Source organism: Actinomadura rubrisoli (assembly GCF_004349215.1).
GTDB classification, from domain to species: Bacteria; Actinomycetota; Actinomycetes; order Streptosporangiales; family Streptosporangiaceae; genus Spirillospora; species Spirillospora rubrisoli.
The window spans coordinates 1-19,323 of sequence record NZ_SMKU01000174.1; the positions used below are offsets into that span (position 1 = coordinate 1).

General features: G+C 70.0%; 13 protein-coding genes and 1 other RNA gene. 3 read left to right on the forward strand and 11 right to left on the reverse strand.

Annotated features, from left to right (window positions below):
• The coding region (locus E1298_RS27670) for a transposase family protein (protein ID WP_165975689.1) at positions 1–269 on the forward strand (269 nt) is incomplete at its 5' end.
• A 313-nt stretch (positions 270–582) separates the two neighbouring features.
• Here the strand turns inward: E1298_RS27670 and E1298_RS51300 are convergent.
• The 7 genes from E1298_RS51300 to ftsE form a co-directional block, all read right to left on the reverse strand.
• Positions 583–705, reverse strand: coding sequence for a hypothetical protein (locus E1298_RS51300; RefSeq protein ID WP_279499210.1), 123 nt, complete (start codon positions 703–705; stop codon positions 583–585).
• Between the two features lie 1,132 nt (positions 706–1,837).
• A complete protein-coding gene (locus E1298_RS27680) occupies positions 1,838–2,554 on the reverse strand; it encodes a hypothetical protein (RefSeq protein WP_131898320.1) in 717 nt (238 codons plus the stop codon).
• Positions 2,555–3,445: 891 nt separating this feature from the next.
• Positions 3,446–3,817: a transfer-messenger RNA gene (gene ssrA, locus E1298_RS27690) on the reverse strand.
• Between the two features lie 305 nt (positions 3,818–4,122).
• Positions 4,123–6,051 carry a penicillin-binding transpeptidase domain-containing protein gene (locus tag E1298_RS27695; RefSeq protein ID WP_243725847.1) on the reverse strand — a complete coding sequence of 643 codons (1,929 nt, stop codon included), beginning with the start codon at positions 6,049–6,051 and terminating at the stop codon, positions 4,123–4,125.
• 9 nt (positions 6,052–6,060) lie between these two features.
• The gene (gene smpB, locus E1298_RS27700) at positions 6,061–6,534 is read right to left on the reverse strand and encodes an SsrA-binding protein SmpB (RefSeq protein ID WP_131898324.1); all 474 of its coding nucleotides are present in this window, start codon (positions 6,532–6,534) and stop codon (positions 6,061–6,063) included.
• A gap of 207 nt (positions 6,535–6,741) precedes the next feature.
• Positions 6,742–7,647: a permease-like cell division protein FtsX gene (ftsX, locus tag E1298_RS27705; RefSeq protein ID WP_131898326.1), complete on the reverse strand. Its 906-nt coding sequence runs from the start codon at positions 7,645–7,647 to the stop codon at positions 6,742–6,744.
• Between the two features lie 157 nt (positions 7,648–7,804).
• The gene (ftsE, locus tag E1298_RS27710; RefSeq protein WP_067453578.1) at positions 7,805–8,494 is read right to left on the reverse strand and encodes a cell division ATP-binding protein FtsE; all 690 of its coding nucleotides are present in this window, start codon (positions 8,492–8,494) and stop codon (positions 7,805–7,807) included.
• Positions 8,495–8,954: 460 nt separating this feature from the next.
• On the opposite strand from ftsE, the gene E1298_RS27715 reads away from it, so the two are divergent.
• A complete protein-coding gene (locus E1298_RS27715; RefSeq protein ID WP_131898328.1) occupies positions 8,955–9,137 on the forward strand; it encodes a hypothetical protein in 183 nt (60 codons plus the stop codon).
• A gap of 27 nt (positions 9,138–9,164) precedes the next feature.
• Here the strand turns inward: E1298_RS27715 and E1298_RS27720 are convergent, their stop codons facing one another.
• On the reverse strand, positions 9,165–10,220 hold the full coding sequence (locus E1298_RS27720; RefSeq protein ID WP_131898330.1) for a DUF8094 domain-containing protein: 1,056 nt from the start codon (positions 10,218–10,220) through the stop codon (positions 9,165–9,167).
• Between the two features lie 130 nt (positions 10,221–10,350).
• Here E1298_RS27720 and prfB point away from each other — a divergent pair, with 130 nt between their 5' ends.
• Positions 10,351–11,460 (forward strand): peptide chain release factor 2, encoded by a 1,110-nt coding sequence (prfB, locus tag E1298_RS27725; protein ID WP_131898332.1) that lies wholly within the window; start codon positions 10,351–10,353, stop codon positions 11,458–11,460.
• 331 nt (positions 11,461–11,791) lie between these two features.
• Here prfB and E1298_RS27730 read toward each other — a convergent pair whose 3' ends face one another.
• The 3 genes from E1298_RS27730 to E1298_RS27740 all read right to left on the reverse strand — a co-directional run bounded on the left by E1298_RS27730 (position 11,792) and on the right by E1298_RS27740 (position 18,955).
• Complete coding sequence (locus tag E1298_RS27730; RefSeq protein WP_131898334.1) at positions 11,792–12,724, reverse strand: DUF8094 domain-containing protein; 933 nt, start codon at positions 12,722–12,724, stop codon at positions 11,792–11,794.
• A gap of 147 nt (positions 12,725–12,871) precedes the next feature.
• Positions 12,872–13,849, reverse strand: a complete 978-nt coding sequence (locus E1298_RS27735; RefSeq protein ID WP_131898336.1) for a DUF8094 domain-containing protein — start codon at positions 13,847–13,849, stop codon at positions 12,872–12,874.
• 264 nt (positions 13,850–14,113) lie between these two features.
• The gene (locus E1298_RS27740) at positions 14,114–18,955 is read right to left on the reverse strand and encodes an NAD-glutamate dehydrogenase (RefSeq protein WP_131898338.1); all 4,842 of its coding nucleotides are present in this window, start codon (positions 18,953–18,955) and stop codon (positions 14,114–14,116) included.
• Positions 18,956–19,323 lie beyond the last annotated feature (368 nt).

The window sequence follows — 19,323 nt, forward strand, 5'->3', positions numbered from 1 at the left end:
CCGACGGCGGCTACGACGGCGCCGGAATCGGGATTCTCACCCCGATCAAGAACCCCTCCGACGGCCAGCTCCTCAGCATCGACAACCGCACCCACAACTGCCTTCTACGCGGGCTGCGCAGCCTGGGCGAACGAGGATTCGCCCTGCTCAAAGGCCGCTGGCGCACCCTGCGGCACATCACCGTCAGCCCCAGCAGAATCGGCGACATCACCCGCGCCGCGCTCGTCCTCACCCACTTCGAACACGACCACCTCCAAAGAACCCAGTGAGATCACTTCAATGGGCGACACTGTTCCATGGCCTTGAACTAGTCGACCCACCCGGCCTGGCCGACCCAGCCAACTGGAACGCCGAACACCCCGTACCCGAATGCGGACTCCGCACCCTCGCCGGCCTAGCGCGTAAGCCGTGACACTACCGGGATGGAAAGAGCGGCGGTAGAACGCACCCTGGCCGTCCCGACCTAGATCGGACAGCAGCTCAATTATCTCCAGGGCGAAGCAAAACGATCCTCGGTTGAGTTGGCCGGCAGACAGAGTCCCGTCCGAAAACGGTGACGCCCGTTGAAGAGGGGACGCGCAGCTACTCGCCGGTCTCCTGGTCGGTCATGCCGTTCATATAGGAGCGGACGGCGATGCGCTGCCCCAGTGCGGCCATGACGCCGAACTTGATCTTGCGGCGCAGGGAGGCTGCCGATGAAGGCACCAGTGGAAATTCTCAAGGGCCTCGTCGCGGTAGCGACGCTCCTGATCGCGGCGATCGCCGTTCCCGGCACTGCACACGCGGATGACATCGTTCCTCGGGCATTCGTAAGCTATCCGAGCAGCCACACGTGCCCGGCTGGGTATATGTGCCTCTACAGCTTGACGGGACAGAGAGGGACGGTGGTTACGTGGCCCGAGGGCCATTGGACCAGCGATTTGGGGCGCATCACTTGCTCAAGTTACTGCGTCGGCGTTCCACGCGGCCTCGCGGTAGGTCTCATCGCCCGGCATACGCGGTTACGCCAGCTGATGCGGTCCCCGTCGACCACGGCGAATGCCCACACCCGGACACGTAGTCGGGTGTCGGCGTCATCCTCATACAGCAGGTACCCGAAATACTTCGGACGGCGCGCCCCGCCTTCCGCCTCAAGGGCTCCGAGCACCGGCCGGGGCGGACGCGGGCACGTCGGCCAGACCCGCAGCGCCGCCAGCGCCGCCGATGGCCGTGCTAACGGCCACGTAGATCTGGGTTTGGCGCATTTCAGGGGGATGTGCCACCGAGCGTTGTCCACCACAGCGGTGCAGGCGTCACCTGTAGCCCGCGGTCCTGGGCGTCTGAACAGCCGATGCGGCGACGGACCTCACATCTTCGTCACCGTTCGTTGCGGCCCCCATAGAGTGCGCCAGAACCAGGACTCATTGACCGTTAGCTGCGCGGCACTCTCCTACACCAGCGTCAACGTCATAGCGGTGACGCATCCACCAGCGAACATCTGCCGCGGGCGCGAATAGCATGTGGTCGATGTCCAGGTCGGACGCCTGGGTCCAGGTGGCGCCGTCGTAGGGGCTGCCCCAGGTGCCCGAGACGGCCGCGCCAGTTGGCGTCGGTCTGGACGTTCTCCCCGTCGCGCTTGAGGGCCGTCTCGCGAGTGTTGCAGGTCCCAGACTGGGTGATGAACTTCGTCCTGCTGTAGCCGTCCATGCTGCCCTCCGGCGCGATGGTGAGCGCGTCCAGATGCGTCCGGGCGCGGTGGGCGGTGGAGGAGGCCGCGGCGACCTGGGCTGCCCGGGGGCTCGAAGGCGATCGTGACGGTGGCCAGGCGGACACGACCCGGGGCATGGGGTCGCGGCGTCTAGGCGGTCGTGTCCACGATCTGGGGCCGTGTCATCTGGCCATCCAGCACCTCGATCTCGACCACGACCGAGAACGGAGTGCCGGGCGGCGGGCGGAGATCGGCCAGCTCGCCGACCCCGTCCCGGGTGACCATCCTGGCAGCGGCCAGACTGCCCAGCGTGCCGCACCCGGCCAGGACGATGACGCGCCGACCAGCGCGAAAGGGACTGGGCAGCAGACTGATGACGGCGAAGTCGCGCGTCGTCTTGGCGTGGACCACCTGCTGGGCGAACACCTGGCCGTCACATGCCCTGATCATGTCGGCCCGGTCCGGGTAGAGCCGGAATCTGTAGGGCAGCGCGACTTGACGGTCGAGATCTCGGTACAGCTCGTTCGCATTGGGGCCGCCGATGACGACCAGGTCGCTTGAGGCGTCCCGGCACCGGGAGAAGTTCTTGGCCCGGATCATCCGCACCGTGCGTACACCCAAGACCTTGCGCAGGTACTCGGACACCAGCATCGCGGCCATCGCATCACCCTCGTAGAGGGTCGGTAACGGGGTGTCGTGGCCTGGCCCATCGGGCTGGACGATCACGACCTCATCGGGTCTGCGCAGCCGCCACACGCGCCGGGCTGGGCCGATGGTCTGCCGCCGCTGGTAGAGGCCCTTGGCCGCAGTGCCGGACAGAAAAGCCAGCAGCGAGGACAGCAAGTTGATTACCAGTGCTGAAGTCATGGCCCCGTCTCTTCATCGGATGCACCATCCAGCCCCACCGATCGTCCATCCCTTCGAGCGGCTGCGGACGTCCACGGTTCCACCGCGGCCTCTCGAACACGCCACCAGCTTCCGGCCACGGCACCTGCGGGGCTCACCTGGACAGCACACCACGAAACACCCCGCCCTCCACTTCTAACGGTCGTCGCAACACCTCTGCCTCAGGGGTGCGATGGACTTCAAGATTCGGGACCGCAGTTGCGTCCAAAGACCGAGGCCGGCTGGTGGGTGATCGCCCTGCCGGGCCATCTGGTCGAGCTGTGTCGCCGCCGCTTGGCAATGGCGAGGCCGCACGGGGACCGGAAGATCACGGTCATCACGGCTGATGGCGAGGAGGAGCAGCGCACTGCCGGCGATGTCACTCTGCTGTTCCCGGCCTGTTGTCGAGGCGTGGCGTGGGTCGAGGTCGCGGGAGGGTGAACACCTCGCGGGCATGAAAAAGCCGTGCACGCGGAGCGTGCACGGCTGGAGCCTGGCCACTCACCCCGAACCGGGGCCACAACGCGAGCGGAGAGGGAGTGGGGGCAGAGTCTGCGCCACGGGGTTCTGGGGGTCGTCCCCCAGGAAGCATCGCGGGCCAGGGCGAAGGCGCGCGAAGCTCGCCGAGCGCCATGGCCCGCCTCGGCGCAGTGCGCGCTGGCGCGCGAGCACCTCGGGGGTCTGGGGGTCGTCCCCCAGGGAAGCATCGCGGCTCGTGGCGAAGGTGGCCGTTAGGCCACCGAGCGCCACGAGTCGGCCCGGCGCAGTGCGCGCTGGCGCGCGAGCACCTCGGGGGTCTGGGGGTCGCCCCCCAGGAAAGCATTGCGGGCCAGGGCGAAGGTGAGCGAAGCTCACCGAGCGCCATGGCCCGCCTCGTGGAGGTGGCGGGAATCGAACCCGCGTCCTTCGGTAATGGGTCAGGGCTTCTCCGGGTGCAGCCTGCTAGTCGTTTTCTCAGCCCCGGCGCTCACGCAGGCGTGTCGCCGACGGGCTCAGTCGCTGTTTGGTTTCCCTACAGGTCCCGCGACCGGGCTTGCAGGTGGAGTCTCCTTACGATGCCAGACCCCGGGTCGGAGACGCTCCCGGGCTGACAGAGTCGCTACTCGCCTCAGGCGGCGAGAGCGAACTCGGACTGCTTCTTGTTGGCAGTTATGGTTTGCTGTCACAGGATTAACGAGGTCACGACAGCAACCCTCGACCCGCTTCCCCTGGCTCGATCGACCGAAGTCGAAGCCGGTCACCCCCATGTTGAGTTGTCAAAGCGGCTGTCCGGGGACGTCCGCACGTTGACGTTACAAGGATAACGCCTCGGCGGGCAACGTCATTCCCGACAGAGTGAAACCCCGGTGGGCGCGAGGTGGTCGCGCCCACCGGGGTCGACCGGCAGGGTCGGGCCGGTCCGGACGGCAGAGCCTCCCCCGAGACGAGGCTCTGGTCTCATCACTGCGACTGGGTCCGCAACCCCCCAGAGCGGAGTCCAGTCACCTGTGAAGACGCCGGGAGCGGGCCCGGTGGTTGCGTCCGGGGGTGTAAAGGGTTGGCCAAGCCGGTCAGCGGCCGCCGGTTCTGGCGGGGGCCGGGGCGCGCAGGAACTTGGCGGCGATGCGGGCGGCGGACACGCGGTCCTCGATGGCGATGGCGAAGGCGAGGTCGCCCTTGGAGCCGACGAACCAGGAGATCGTCTTGGTCTGGCCGCCGCTGGTGTAGGTGGGGAGGGCGGCGACGCCGACGACGTCGCCGGAGATGCGGGCGGGCTGGGCGAAGCCGGTGGCGGCCGCGCGGTTCAGGAGCTTCTTGAGGCTGGAGATGGACTCCGGCTGGAGGTTTTGTGCGGGCGGCACTTCGGCGGCGTTGGTGACGCCCTTGAGGACGTAGGGGGCCTTCCAGGTGCCGACCTGGGCGGCGGCGGCCACCAGTGCCATGCCGAGGGGGCTCATTTGGACCTTGCCCTGCCCGGCCATCAGGGCGGCCTTCTCGCCGTCGTTGGCGGGGGTCGGCACCGAGCCGGTGAAGGCGGGGACGGACAGGCCCCAGTTCTTGCCGACGCCGAGCCGTCCCGCCTCGGCGATCAGGGTCTGGGCGTCGAGCTTGCCGCCGAGCTGGGCGAGGGTCGTGGCGCAGCCCGCGGCGAAGTGGTTGCCGAAGCCGCCGCCCGGACGGGCCTTGTTGGTGAACGTCTGGCCGCCGATGGTGACCTTGCCGGGGCAGGTGGTCGGCGTGGATTGGTTCATCCCGGCGTGGGAGAACAGGGCCTCGGCGGAGACGATCCCGAACGTCATGCCGGGCGGGTAGCGGCCCTCGAACGCGAGGTTCCGGCCGCTGGTGCCCCGGTTGGCGACGGCGAGGACCTCGCCGGTGCTCGGACGCAGCGCGACCATGGACGCGGGGGCGCTCAGGCCGGAGAGGGCGGCGTCGGCCCTGTGCTGCCAGCTCGGGTCGAGGGTGGTGCGGACCTCCTGCGGTGCCTGGCCCTCCCAGGAGCGCAGCTCCTGGGTGTTCGTCCCGGCCGGGTCCTGCACGACCACGCGGACGGTCGGGGTGCCGGCGAGGCGCCGCTGCTGGAGCCGCTGGACGCCGCTGACGCCGATGGTGTCGCCGGGCTGGTACGGGGCGCCGACCTGCTGAAGGCGGTCGGCGGTCGCCGGACCGAGGCTGCCGATCAGCTCGGGCGCGTACGCGGGCGCGATCGGGACGTGGATACCGTTCAGGCGGATCCCGTCGATATGGCTGAGCTGCTGGATCAGCGCGGCGTGCGTGGAGTACTGAAGGGTCAGCAGCGGCAGGAACCGCTGCGGCGGAGCGGAGCGGACCCGGCCGAGCAGCCGCTCGGCGTCCAGCCGGCGGCCACCGTCGATCTTGGTCTGCTTGGCGAGCTCGTCCAGGGTGCGCTGCTGGTCGGCGAGCCGCCCCGGGATCACGCCGATCTCGTAGGCGCCGACCTTCTGGAGCATGGAGCGGCCCTGCCCGTCCTTGATCGGGGCGCGTTTCGGCACCTCGGTCAGCACCGCGAGCCGCTGGCCGGGCTTCAGCAGGGGGTTGATGATGGAGGGGTCCCAGACGACCTTCCACTTGCCGCCGACGCGCCGCAGATGCATCCGGCCCTTATAGGTCCAGGGCTGGCCGTTCTCGCCGAGGTCGACCTTCACCGAGAAGTGCGCGTCGGCCTCGTCGTCGTTCTTCTCGATGGCCTTGAACTTGCTGTCCTGGCCGGGGACGCCGAGGGCGAGCCGCAGCGACGCGGCGTCGAGTTGCGCGCGGACCTGGCCGAGGGCGTCGGTGACCTTGTCGCGGTCGGCGCCGATGGTCTTCTTCGCGGCCGCGGGGTAGTTGCCGACCTGCCAGGCGATCAGGAAGTCGCGGACGGCGGGCATCGCGGACGGCTCGGCCCAGCATCCGGTCGTCAGGGACGCGACGAGGGCGCCGCAGGCCGACATCGAGATCACCCGGCGGCGTACCCGCCTCCGCCCTTGGCTGGTCATCGATACCCTTCACCGTCTCCTGAACCGGGCGGACGCCGCCTTCTGCATCTCCCGGTCCGCTTCCCGCTTGGCGATGGCCTGGCGCTTGTCGTAGGACTTCTTACCACGGGCCAGGCCGATCTCGACCTTGGCCTTGCCGTCCTTGAAGTACAGCGCGAGCGGGATCAGCGTCCAGCCGGGTTCCGAGGACTTGGCGATGATCTTCTCGATCTCCCGCCGGTGCAGCAGCAGCTTGCGGCGCCTTCGGGGGGCGTGGTTGGTCCAGGTGCCCTGCGTGTACTCGGGGATGTGGACGTGCTCCAGCCACACCTCGCCGTCCATCACATGGGCGTACCCGTCGGCGAGCGAGGCGCGGCCGGCGCGCAGCGCCTTCACCTCGGTGCCCATGAGCACCATGCCCGCTTCCCAGGTGTCGTCGATGTGGTAGTCGTAGCGGGCCCGCTTGTTCTGGGCGATGAGCTTGCGCCCTGTGTCGCGTGACACGTGATCAGCCTCGGTCCTTGTCCGGCGTCGGTTCCTGCGCCCGCGCCCTTCCCGTCCGTACGCGATCTTACGATCACCGCGCGGGTGAGGGGGAACCGCTTTGTGGGACGGTCGCGTTCCGCGGTCGGTTCCGTCGCGCGGCCGCCCTGTCCGGACCCGGCCGTCCGGGCCGCGCGACGCGGCCCGGCGGCCCGGCGAGGGCCCGGATCAGATTTTCAGGTATCTGCGCAGGGTGAGGAACGAGGAGAGGGCGCACAGCAGCACGCCGAAGCAGATCGAGACGATGATGACGTACACCACCGTGCTCCAGCCGAGCTGGCTGACGAGCTGGACCTGCCCCGCGAGCCGGTCGATGAGGAACATCTTGCTGAGCACCAGCAGGACCGAGGCGAACACGCCGCCGATCAGGCCCGCGATCGCGCCCTCCAGGATGAAGGGCATCTGGATATAGGTGTTGGACGCGCCGACCAGCCGCATGATGCCGGTCTCCCGGCGCCGGTTGAACGCCGACAGCCGGACGGTGTTGCCGACCAGCAGCACCGCGGCGACCACCTGGATCATGGCGATCAGCAGCGCGGCGAACTGGAGGCCGTTGAGGATCCGGAAGAACTTCTTCAGGATCTCCTGCTCGTTGATCACCGTGTCGACGCCCGGCTGGCCGAGCATCGCCTGGGCGACGGCCTTGTACTCCTCCGGCTTCTTCAGCTTCACCCGGAACGAGTCGGGGATGTCGCCCTCGCGGGTGCTCTCCACGAACCCGGGCGAGCCGGCGAAGCGGTCCTTGAACCGCGTGTACGCCTGCTGCTTGTTCTCGTACTGGACGTCCGAGACCTGGGACATCTTCTTCAGCTGGTCCTGGAGCGTCTTCCGCTGCGTGTCGTTGACGTCCTGCTTCTGGCAGCTCGGGTTGGAGCTCGTCTTGGCGCACAGGAAGATCGAGACCTCGATCTTGTCGTACCAGTAGCTCTTGGACGAGTCCACCTGGCTCCGCAGGAGCAGGCCGGTGCCGAAGAGTGCCATGGCGATGGCGACGGTGATGACGAGGGAGATCGTCATCGTCATGTTCCTGCGGAGACCGATCCAGATCTCCTGGAGAACGAACTGTGCGCGCATGCCTCGCTGTCCTTGATCGCCTGTGTCCCGCCGAAGCGTGGGCGCCGCGGGAATCGCGGGCCCGTTGCGGGCGTTTCGTACGTCTGGGTGTCGTACGCCCCGGCAAGAGTCGATGGTTCAGATGGAATCGCTGTGGAAGGTGCCCGGCCCGGGCCGGTCAGTAGGCCTGGCCGTACACGCCGCGCGACTGGTCGCGGACGACGCGTCCGTCCTCCAGCTCGACGACGCGCTTGCGGAACGCGTCCACGATCGCGGCGTCGTGGGTGGCCATCACAACGGTGGTGCCGGTCCGGTTGATGCGGTCCAGCACCTTCATGATGCCGATCGAGGTGGCGGGGTCGATGTTCCCCGTGGGCTCGTCCGCGAGCAGGATCATCGGCCGGTTGACGAACGCCCGCGCGATGGCGACGCGCTGCTGCTCGCCGCCGGACAGCTCGTCCGGCATCCGGTGGGCCTTGCCCTCCAGGCCGACCAGGTCGATGACCTCGGGGACGACCTTGCCGATGAAGCGCCGCGGCTTGCCGATCACCTCAAGGGCGAAAGCGACGTTCTCGAAGACGTTCTTGTTGGGGAGCAGCCGGAAGTCCTGGAAGACGCAGCCGATCCTGCGGCGCAGATGCGGCACCTTCCAGTTGCTCAGCCTGCTCAGGTCCTTGCCCGCCACGTGCACGTGACCCTGGGAAGGACGCTCCTCTTTGAGGACGAGGCGCAGGAAGGTCGACTTACCGGAGCCCGAGGGCCCCACCAGGAACAGGAACTCGCCCTTCTCGATGGCGACGTTCACATGCTGCAGGGCGGGCCGGTTCTGGCTCGGGTAGACCTTGGTGACGTTGTCGAAATGGATCACGGCTGCATCACGGCGGTTCAGTCTAGGGGTTGGGGAGCGGCCCGAGCCGGGACCACGGACGGATCCGTCGTCTCCTGCCTGCGCCGCCGGGCTTCATGGTCCGGCGGACCGTGGAGCCTCCGAGCAGTGTAGAGGGGACAGTCAACTACCTCGTCCCGCTTCGCGAGGGTGGAACGACCGGGACCCGCCGCCTCGAACGGCGTGTCGTGCGCGGACAGGGCGACGGCGCGGTCGGCGTCGGACGCGGGGACGCGCCCCGGCCCGCCGTGCCGTCCGATCAGTGCCATGCAACCGTCTCCCGACGTCCGGCCGTTTCATGCCGTCAAGCTCCCGGACTTGCGGGAACGACCATACAGTCCGGCTACGCTGGATGATGGCGAAAGATACCTAATAGGTCGTCGATCGACGTTCTCACACCGCACGGACCCACGTGCCGTTCTCGGAGATTGGGACCCACGACATGAGCTGCGAACATCTGATCTGCGCTCGATGCTCGAACCCGGTGGTCGAGGGACGCTGCGCCACCTGCCGGGCCGCCCGCTCGGAGATGCACCGGCACGGCCCCTCGATACCGCCCGCGCTCGTCCTCGCGGGGCTGGTCGCGCTGCTGTTCGTCGCGCTGGTCCTCCAGCGCGTCTACTAGGACGCCCTGAGCAGGGCGTCCTGCGCCCTAGGACTTCTTGATCGGCGGGGTGGCGGCCTTGGAGACGGCCCCGTCGTCGGCGACCAGGGCGGCCCTGGGCTGCGGCCTCCCCTTCCGCGCCCGCGGCGGGTCGTACGCCGCGAAGTGCAGTGTCGCCGTCGTGTCGACCTCGTTCCCCTCGACCGTCCCGTCGAGCAGGTGCTCGGCCTCCGGCGGGATCTCCGGCTTGGGCGTCCCCGGGTCCTTCGCGATGAGCGCGGAGTTGCGGAACAGGGCGTAGAGCACCAGGCCGCCACCGCGGTCGGTGCGCAGCGCGAAGGCCGGGTAGGGCGTGGCCGTGTAGACGATCTGGAGGGTGAGGTCCTTCTCCTTGGCCGTCTTCTTGGCGCGCTTGCCCTGCTGGTAGTACCCGGTGGTGGCGGGGCCGGGCCGCATCACCTTCGCGGCGACGCTGCCGCCGCCCTCGGCCGCGATGGTCGCGTGGATGCCCCCGACGTCGCGAGGGGGGATCAGCACCGAGGCGTCGCCGGTGTCGAGCGACGTCGCGTACCCCTCCGGGTCGATCAGGACCTTCGGCTCCTTGGCCTTGGGCGCCAGGAGGGTCGCCAGCGTGAGCCGCCAGCGGTCGGACGGGCCGCGCAGCATGAACGCCATCAGCGCGGTGCGGCCGCTCTTGGCGTCGCCTTGGACCGTGCGGTGCACCGAGGCCACGAACCACTGGGGGTAGACCTCGGGCTTGAGCCTCGGGACGTACAGCCTCGGCTTGCCGTAGGCGAAGCGCCGCACCGGGTCGCCGTCGAAGGCCGCCTTGCGGAACTCGGCCGCCGTGAGCTGGGACTGGCCGTCGGACGTCCAGGTCAGCGCGAGCCGCTCGTCCCCGGCGGCGCGGGCCACGTCCTCGTCGATGACGTAGGTGCCGAACGCCTTCTGCGCGACCTGCGGGGTCAGCGGGATCTTCGGCGGGGGCGACGGCTTGGGCATGCTGGTGGGCCGCGCGACCGGCTTCTCCTTCGCGCAGCCCGCGGCCGTGAGCGGCACCGCGAGCAGCGCGACGGCCGCGACCACCCGAGCGATCCTCTGCACAGCCCGTCCCCCGGCCTGAAAGCTCACCATGCCGATCGCGGACGATCGACCTCCTCGGCCCGTGATTCTGCCATCCGCCGGGCCGCGGCCGAACGCTCGGGCACTCCCGGGTCGGCGATAAGCTCGGGACGTGGCAGCCATCGAACCCGAAGAGCAGCTCAAGGAGCTCGGCTCGACCCTGACCGGCATCGAGCAGGTGCTGGACCTCGACGGCATGCGGCGCGACATCGCCGAGCTGCGCGAGCAGTCGGCCGATCCCGACCTGTGGAACGACCAGGAACGCGCGCAGACGGTGGGGCGCCGCCTGTCGTACCTGGAAAGCGAGCTGGGCAGGGTGGAGGGCCTGCGCCAGCGGCACGACGACATCGTCACCCTCTACGAGCTCGCCCAGGAGATGGACGACGCCGACACGCGCACGGAGGCCGACGAGGAGCTGGCGGCCCTGCACAAGGCCGTCCAGCAGCTTGAGGTGCGCACGCTCATGTCGGGCGAGTACGACGCGCGCGAGGCGCTGGTCACCATCAACGCGCAGGCCGGCGGCGTGGACGCGGCCGACTGGGCCGAGCAGCTCCAGCGGATGTACCTGCGCTGGGCCGAGCGGCACGGCTACCCGACGGAGGTCTACGACACGTCCTTCGCCGAAGAGGCCGGCATCAAGTCCACCACGTTCACGGTGAAGGCCCCCTACGCCTACGGGACGCTGCGCGGCGAGCACGGCACGCACCGGCTCGTCCGGATCTCCCCGTTCGACAACCAGGGCCGGCGGCAGACCTCGTTCGCGGGGCTCGACGTCGTGCCGGTGGTGGAGCAGAGCGACCACGTCGACATCGACGACAGCGAGCTGCGCATCGACGTGTACCGCTCGTCCGGGCCCGGCGGCCAGGGCGTCAACACCACCGACTCGGCGGTGCGGATCACCCACATCCCGTCCGGGATCGTCGTCTCCTGCCAGAACGAGCGCAGCCAGCTGCAGAACAAGGCCACGGCGATGAACGTGCTGCAGGCCAAGCTGCTGGAGCTCAAGCGGCAGCAGGAGGCCGACAAGATGTCCGCGCTGCGCGGCGAGGGCACGAGCAGCTGGGGCACGCAGATCCGCAACTACGTGCTGCACCCCTACCAGATCGTCAAGGACCTGCGTACCGGCGTCGAGGTGGGCAACCCGACCGCGGTGCTGGACGGCGACATCGACGAGTTCATCGAGGCCGAGATCCGCTGGATGCGCCAGCAAGAGACGGCCTGAAGGGCGCGCGTCTATTGCATTGCCCTCGGCGTCAGGCGCCAGGGCGCCTTCCTTCGGCGGGCATTGCGGCGATCGCTGTACTTATTGCATCGCCCTTGGCGTCGGGCCTTGGCGGCCCTCCTTCGGCGGGCACTGCGGCGATCGCTGCATCGCTCCGACTCGCCCAGAGGCTCGCTGCGCGATCAGGTTCTCGCTTCGCTCGAACCTGGCTTCGCACGCGATCGCAACGCTGAGGTCGTCGCACCCTGAGGCAACCACTACTTGCCTACTGCGGTGCCCTCAGCGCCAGGCGCCAGCACGCTTGTTTGTTGCATTGCCCTTGGCGTCAGGCTCAGCGGGCGGCGGTGAGCGACACCGATTCGCCCAGCACGCGCCCCATGCCTGATGCCGGGGCGTAGCCGATCGCGAGCCACTGCCAGCTCGCCTGGACGCTGCGGCCCGGCTCCATGTGGTTCTTGGCGAGAAAGTTGCGCAGCTCACCGGGGAGGGTCGGCCCGGTGCCGCCGCGGAGCGTCTGCACCTGGGTCAGCCCATACCAGACGAGTGAGCCGCCGTCCTTGGTGCGCAGCGCGTGGGACGGGCCAGGGCCGGGCGCGAACCGTCCGGGCGCGGCCGTCCAGTCGCCCTGGCGCCGGGTGCGCGCGGCGGCCGAGTACGCGTCCGGGACGAGACCGCGCTCGTCACCGGACGCGAGGTAGCTCGCGTGCCAGGCGGGCAGGCCCCGGTCGGGCGCGGGGATCGCGTATCCCTGCGGGTCGTAGGCCAGCTCGGGCGGGCGGCCCTTGAACGTGAGCCAGTGCGCGGCGCGCCAGCCGTCCTTGGCGGTCGTCTTCACGAACACTCCAAGGACCTGCCGGTCCTTGCCGTTGGAGCGTTCGAGGGCCGCGACCCCGAACCAGCGGGGGTAGCCGTTCTGGCGCGGCACGTACAGGACGGGGTTGAGCAGGGAGATCGTCGCCGATTCGGGGAGCCGCCCGTAGGTGCGGACGCGCGCGCTGACCGGGGCGGCCAGCCCGCCGATGACGGCCGCGCGCCAGAGCCGCTCGTCGCCGGAGGTGATGGCGCGGTTGTGCCGGTTCGTCCAGTCTCGGAGGATCTTGAGCGACTCGCCGGCGGTGACGGCCGGGGCGCCCGAGCCTTGGGGGCCGCTCGGAAGGCCGGTGCCGGTGGTCCCGGCGCCGGCGTCGTCCCCGGCGCAGGCCCCGGTGAGCGCGGACGCGGCGGCCAGGAGCGCGGCCAAGGCCACGCGGGGCGCACGGCGCACTTCCCACCTCGGGCGAACGGCGGACGGATATGTCGGGCTTATGCCGCGCCAGTGTAGAAGACGGGCAGGGAGGACGACCCGTCGGATGCCGGTGCGGGCCCACTGCAGCGGTCAGAAGAGCGGGAACGCCCCGGCACCCGACGGAGATCAGGAGCCGTGCGCGGAGACGGCCTTGCGGTACATGCCGGTGACGGTGGCGCGGCCCTTGGGTGGGACGACGGCCAGGTACTGCACGAGGACGGTGGAGTCCAGCCGGTTCTTCACGGCCTTGGCCGGGGCGAGCCCGACGAGGTCACCGCTCACAGCCAGCCTGCCCCGCTTGGACACGGAGTACGCCTCGTTCTGCTTCAGGACATACCAGACGAGCGCGCCCCCGCCCCTGGTCCGCAGCGCGTAGACGCCGTGGGGCGCGGCGGAGAACCGCGACGACAGCGTGATGCCCTGTTTGGCCAGGGTCTGCTCCCCCTGCCGCAGCGCGTCGAAGGTCTGCTTCGTCTTGGGCCCGTCGGCCAGGACGGACGTACCCGGGGCGCCCGGCCCGTCGGTGAGCAGCCGGGCGTGCGCGGCGGGGAGCCTGCCGGGCGCGACGGCGAGCCCCTTCGCGCCCGGGTCGACCGGCGTGGCGAAGCCGTCGTCGTCGAGCATCACCCGGCCCAGCGCCTCGTCGAGCGGGTAGGGGTCGGCCGTCAGCAGCCACGGCCCACCGGGCTTGGCCTGCGTGAACAGCAGGGCGTGCCGGAGCGTCTGCTTGCCCGTGCCGGTGGTGGCGTCGGCGGCGAACCAGCGCGGGTAGCCGTGCGTCCGCGGGATGTAGAACACCGGGCGCCCGAACCGCAGGGTGTCCGGCCACTGCCGGACGACGCGGCGGAGCTTGAAGGTCGCCGTGTCCATGGCGAGCTGCGGATCGGCCTCGACGCCCGGAAGCGCCCCGTGGTCGAGCCGCCGGCCCGCCTTGTCGGCCCGGGTGGTGAACGACGCCAGCACTCCCTGCGCCTGGGCCTTGGTCAGCGCGGGCGGGTCCGACCCCGCGGACGAGCTGTCACCGCAGCCCGCGGCCGCCGGGACCGCGGCGAGCGCGGCGACCAGCAGGCAGGGCGGCAGGAGCGAGGCGGTACGTGCGGGCATGGAGCCCCCCGGGTGGAGACGGCGGTCCGGTCCATGAGAAATCATCGCAGAGTGACCGTGTAGTCACTCTGCGAATGCCGAAACTCTCAGAAGATCCCGAAAGGGCACGTGCCGTCCGCCCCGCGAGCACAGGACGGACGGCACGCACGCACGCACGGACGGCACGCACGCACGGCACGACGGACGGCACGGCCAGGCGCCGACGGCGCGGCACGGCGCGGCACGGCGCGGCGCCGAGCGGAACGGAACGGCGGGGCGGGAGGGTTAAGCCTCGGTTGACGGCAGGGAACTGGCGGTGACTAGCGTGCGGATCGAGCCGAGGGCCACCGACAGGGTCGCCAGGTCGAAGCTGTCGCTCTCCCAGATCTCGCTGAGCGTCTGGCGGGCGCGCTTCACGGCGGTCTGGTTCTTCTCCGCCCAGCCGACCATGCGCTCCTCCGGCCGGCCGCCCGGCTCGCTCGTGACCAGGACGTCCCGGGTGAGCGCCGCGTGCGCCGCGTACAGGTCGTCGCGGAGCGCGGAGCGCGCCATGGAGCGCCACCGGTCGTCGCGGGGCAGCGCGATGATCCGCTCGCGCAGCTGGGACAGCTGCAGCCGGTCGGCCAGGTCGAAGTAGACCTCCGCGACCTCCTCCACGGGACGCCCGGTGTCATAGGCGATGCCCACCAGGTCGAACGTGGAGTAGGCGCTGACGAGCGTGGCGCACTTCTCGGCCAGTTCGTCCGGGACGCCGCGCTCGGCGAAGCCGTCCCGGCGCTGCTCGAACGCGGCCAGGTCGAGCCCGACCAGCAGCTTCGGCAGCTGCTCGCCCAGCGCGGCCGCGCCGCCGGCGAAGAAGTCGATCGTCTCGCGGATGTCGAACGGGGGCCGCCGGTTGTGCAGCAGCCACCGGGCGCCGCGCTCGGCCAGCTTGCGGCCCTCCAGCAGCATGGCGATCTGCGTGGACTCCCCGACCTGGTGCGACAGGGACTCCACCGACCGCCAGAAGCGCGGCATCTCGAAGACCTCGCGGGCGACCAGGTAGGCGCGGGCGATGTCCGGCGAGGACGCGCCGGTCTCCTCGTTCATCCGGAACACGAACGTCGTGCCGCTGCTGTTGACCAGGTCGTTCACCACCGCGGTGGTGATGATCTCCCGGCGCAGGGGGTGCCGGTCCATGTAGGGCTGGAATCGCTCGCGCAGCGGCGTCGGGAAGTAGTCGACCAGCCAGGACTCCAGGTAGGGGTCGTCGGCGAGGTCGGAGGCGACGAGCTCGTGGTCGAGCGACAGCTTGGCGTAGGCCAGCAGGACGGAGAACTCCGGGCCGGTCAGCCCGAGCCCGGACTGCCGCCGCTCGGCGAGGGCCTTGTCCTCGGGCAGGAACTCAAGGCTCCGCTTGAGCCGCCCGCCCCGCTCCAGCTTGCGCAGGTAGCGGGCGTGGACGTGCAGCATCGCGGGCGCCTGCGCGCGGGACGCGGCGAGCACGACGTTCTGCGCGTAGTTGTCGCGCAGGACGAGCCGTCCGACCTCGTCGGTCATCCCGTACAGCAGGCCGTCGCGCTGCTTGCGGGTCAGCTCGCCGTCCCGGACGACCTGGTCGAGCAGGATCTTGATGTTGACCTCGTGGTCGGAGGTGTCGACGCCGGCGGAGTTGTCGATGAAGTCGGTGTTGGCCAGGCCGCCGCCGAGGGCGAACTCGATGCGGCCGAGCTGGGTGAGGCCGAGGTTGCCGCCCTCGCCGACGACCTTGCAGCGCAGCTCGGCGCCGTTCACCCGGACGGGGTCGTTGGCCTTGTCGCCGACGTCGGCGTTGTTCTCGACGGACGCCTTGACGTAGGTGCCGATGCCGCCGTTCCACAGCAGGTCGACCGGCGCCTTCAGCGCGGCGTGGATCAGCTCGAACGGGGTCATGGCCTTGACCCCGTCCTCGATGCCGAGCGCCGCCCTGATCTGCGGGCTCAGCTTGATCGCCTTGGCGGTGCGGGGGAAGACGCCGCCGCCCCGGGAGATCAGCGAGGCGTCGTAGTCGGCCCACGAGCTGCGCGGCAGCTCGAACACGCGGCGGCGCTCGGCGAACGAGGCCGCCGGGTCGGGGTCGGGGTCGAGGAAGACGTGCCGGTGGTCGAACGCGGCGACGAGCTTGATGTGCTCCGACAGCAGCATCCCGTTGCCGAAGACGTCGCCGGACATGTCACCGATGCCGACGACGGTGAAGTCCTCGTTCTGGACGTCCTTGCCGAGGGAGCGGAAGTGGTACTTGACCGACTCCCACGCGCCGCGCGCGGTGATGCCCATGGCCTTGTGGTCGTAGCCGACGGAGCCGCCGGACGCGAACGCGTCGCCGAGCCAGAACCCGTACTCGGCGGCGACGCCGTTGGCGATGTCGGAGAACGTCGCGGTGCCCTTGTCGGCGGCGACCACGAGGTAGGTGTCGTCGCCGTCGTGGCGGACGACGTTCGGCGGCGGGACGACCTTGCCGTCCACGAGGTTGTCGGTGACGTCGAGCAGGCCGCAGATGAAGTCCTTGTAGCAGGCGATGCCCGCTTGCATGAACGCCTCACGGTCGGCGGCCGGGTCGGGCAGCTGCTTGCCGACGAACCCGCCCTTGGCGCCCGCCGGGACGATGACGGTGTTCTTCACGGCCTGCGCCTTGACCAGGCCGAGGATCTCGGTGCGGAAGTCCTCGCGGCGGTCGGACCAGCGCAGCCCGCCGCGCGCCACCGACCCGAACCGCAGGTGGACGCCCTCGACCCTCGGGGAGTACACGAAGATCTCGTAGGTGGGGCGCGGCTGCGGCAGGTCGGGGATGCGCGCCGGGTCGAACTTCATCGACAGGTACGGCTTGCGCTGGTAGTGGTTCGTGCGGAGCGTCGCCTGGATCATCGCCAGGTAGGCGCGCAGGATGCGGTCCTCGTCGAGGCTGGCGACCTCGTCCAGCTTGCCGTTCAGCTCCTCGGTGATGCCGGGGCTGCGCTCCTCCTCGCCGCCCGCGAGGGACGGGTCGAGGCGGCTCTCCCACAGCCGCACCAGCAGCCGGGTGATCTGCGCGTTGCGCAGCAGCACCTGCTCGATGTAGCGCTTGGAGAACGTCGTGCCGGTCTGCCGCAGGTACAGGGCGTAGGCGCGCAGGATCATCGCCTGCCACCAGTTGAGCCCGACGTGCAGGACGAGCGCGTTGAAGCCGTCGTTCTCGATGTCGCCGCGCCACAGCGCCGTGAACGCCTCCTGGAACAGGCCCTTGATGGCCTCCTCGGGGACGTCCGCGGGCGGGACGTAGCGCAGCCCGAGGTCGTAGATCCAGAACCGCTTGCCGTCACCGGTCCTGATCTCGTAGGGGCGCTCGTCCACGACCTCGACGCCCATGTTCTGCAGCAGCGGCAGCACCCGCGACAGCGAGATCGGCTCGCCCAGCCGGTAGATCTTCAGGCGGCGCTCGCCGGGCTCGGCGCTGTAGGGCTCGTAGAGGTTGATCGAGGTGTCGGCCTCGCCGGTCAGGTCGTCCAGGCGGCGCAGGTCGGCGACGGCGGTGCGGGCCGGGAAGTCGGCCTTGTAGCCCTCGGGGAAGGCGTCCCCGTACCGGCGGGCCAGGGTACCGGAACGTTCCTCGCCGCACTGCTCGACGATCGCGTCGGCCAGGTCGTCGGCCCAGGAGCGGGTGGCGCCCGCGAGGCGCGCCTCCAGCTCGTCCACGTCGACGTCGGGGAGCGGGCGGCCGCGCTCGCCCCGCACGACCACGTGCAGGCGGGCGAGCATCGACTCGGTCACGTTGGCGCTGTAGTCGACGCTGACGCCGTCGAACGCCAGCCGCAGGATCTCCTGGATGCGCAGCCGGATCTTGGTGGTGTACCGGTCGCGCGGCAGGTAGACCATGCACGACATGAAGCGGCCGTACAGGTCCTTGCGCAGGAACAGCTTGAGCTGGCGGCGCTCGCGCAGCCGCAGCACGCCGAGCGAGATGGGCAGCAGGTCGTCGACGGAGATCTGGAACAGCTCGTCGCGGGGGTAGCTCTCCAGGATCTCGATGAGGTCCTGGCCGTCGTAGCTGTCGGGGGTGAACCCGGCGAGCTCCAGCACCTCGTCCAGCTTGCTCTTGAGGACGGGCACGTGCGCGATCGACTCGCTGTAGGCGACGTGGGTGAACAGGCCGAGGAACCGGCGCTCGCCGATGACCTCGCCGGCGGCGTCGAACTTCTTGACCCCGATGTAGTCGAGGTAGAGCGGCCGATGGACGGTGGAGCGCGAGTTGGCCTTGGTGAGCACCAGCAGGTGCTTCTCGGTGGCCTTCTCGCGGACCTCCGGCGGCAGCGCGGCGAAGCTGTCGGACTCGCGCTTGTCGTTGCGCAGGATGCCGAGGCCGGTGCCGGGCTCGGGGCGCAGGACGGTCCCGTCCTCGGTGAGGGTGTAGTCGCGGTAGCCGAGGAAGGTGAAGTGCCCGTCGACGAGCCAGTCGAGCAGCTCGACGCCCTCGGCGAGCTCCTTGGCGCGCAGCGGCGGCGGGGTGTCGCCGATCGCGGCGGCGATCTCGCCGGCCCTGGCGCGCATCTTCGGCTCGTCCTCGACGGCGACCCGGACGTCCTGGAGGACGCGGAGCAGGTCCTTCTCCAGCGCGGCGAGCCGTTCCCGGTCGCTGGTGCGGTCCACCTCGATGTGGATCCATGACTCGTCGATGTCGGTGTCGCTGTCGAGCTTGCCGCGAAAGGCGCGCAGGTGGCCGGCGACGTCACGGTCGACGCCGAGCAGCGGGTGGACGATCAGGTGGGTGGCCAGCTGGTGCCGGTTCAGCTCCATCGTGACGGAGTCGACCAGGAACGGCATGTCGTCGGTGACGGCCTGGACGACGGTGTGGCCCGGGTCCCAGCCGTTCTCCTCCAGCGACGGCGTGAAGACGCGCACCTTCGCGCGCCCCTGGGGCCGCTCCTCGCCGAGCAGCCGGTGCGCCATCGCGGGCCCGCAGATGTCGGCGGGATCGCGGGTGAGCAGGTCCTCGGGCGCCACGTGATGGTAGTAGAGCTGAAGGTAGGCGACGGCCTCCTCCAGGTCCCCGCCCCGGGCGCCTGGGCGCTGGGCGCACGTCTCAGCCGCCCGCCTGAGCAGGTCGTCCTTCGCTTGGTCGAGCTTGCCGCCCATCAACAACTCCCCTAGAGACAATTCGCCACCTCGTTGTGGCGCCGCTCACTGCGTCAGCGTAACCAGGAATTCCCCCAAAGAGGACCTGCTCGGCTGTGGGTGAACGTGGCTTCGACCACCCTGCCAGGCGCTCCCGCGCTCCCGCCCGGTGATCGCCGAACTGCTCGCCACGGTGTCCCCGGAGGGGGCGCCGCGGGGGCCGGAACGGCGTGCGGGCGCCGGTACGCCGGCCCTACGAGGTGCCCGTCCCCGTGCCGTTTCCGCCGGGGCCCGGGCCTTCGGGGTCGGTGGGCGGATCGGTGGGCGGGTCGCTGGGCTTCCCGCTGTCCGACGGCGACGGCTTCGGCGAGGAAGGGGCTGTCTCTTAT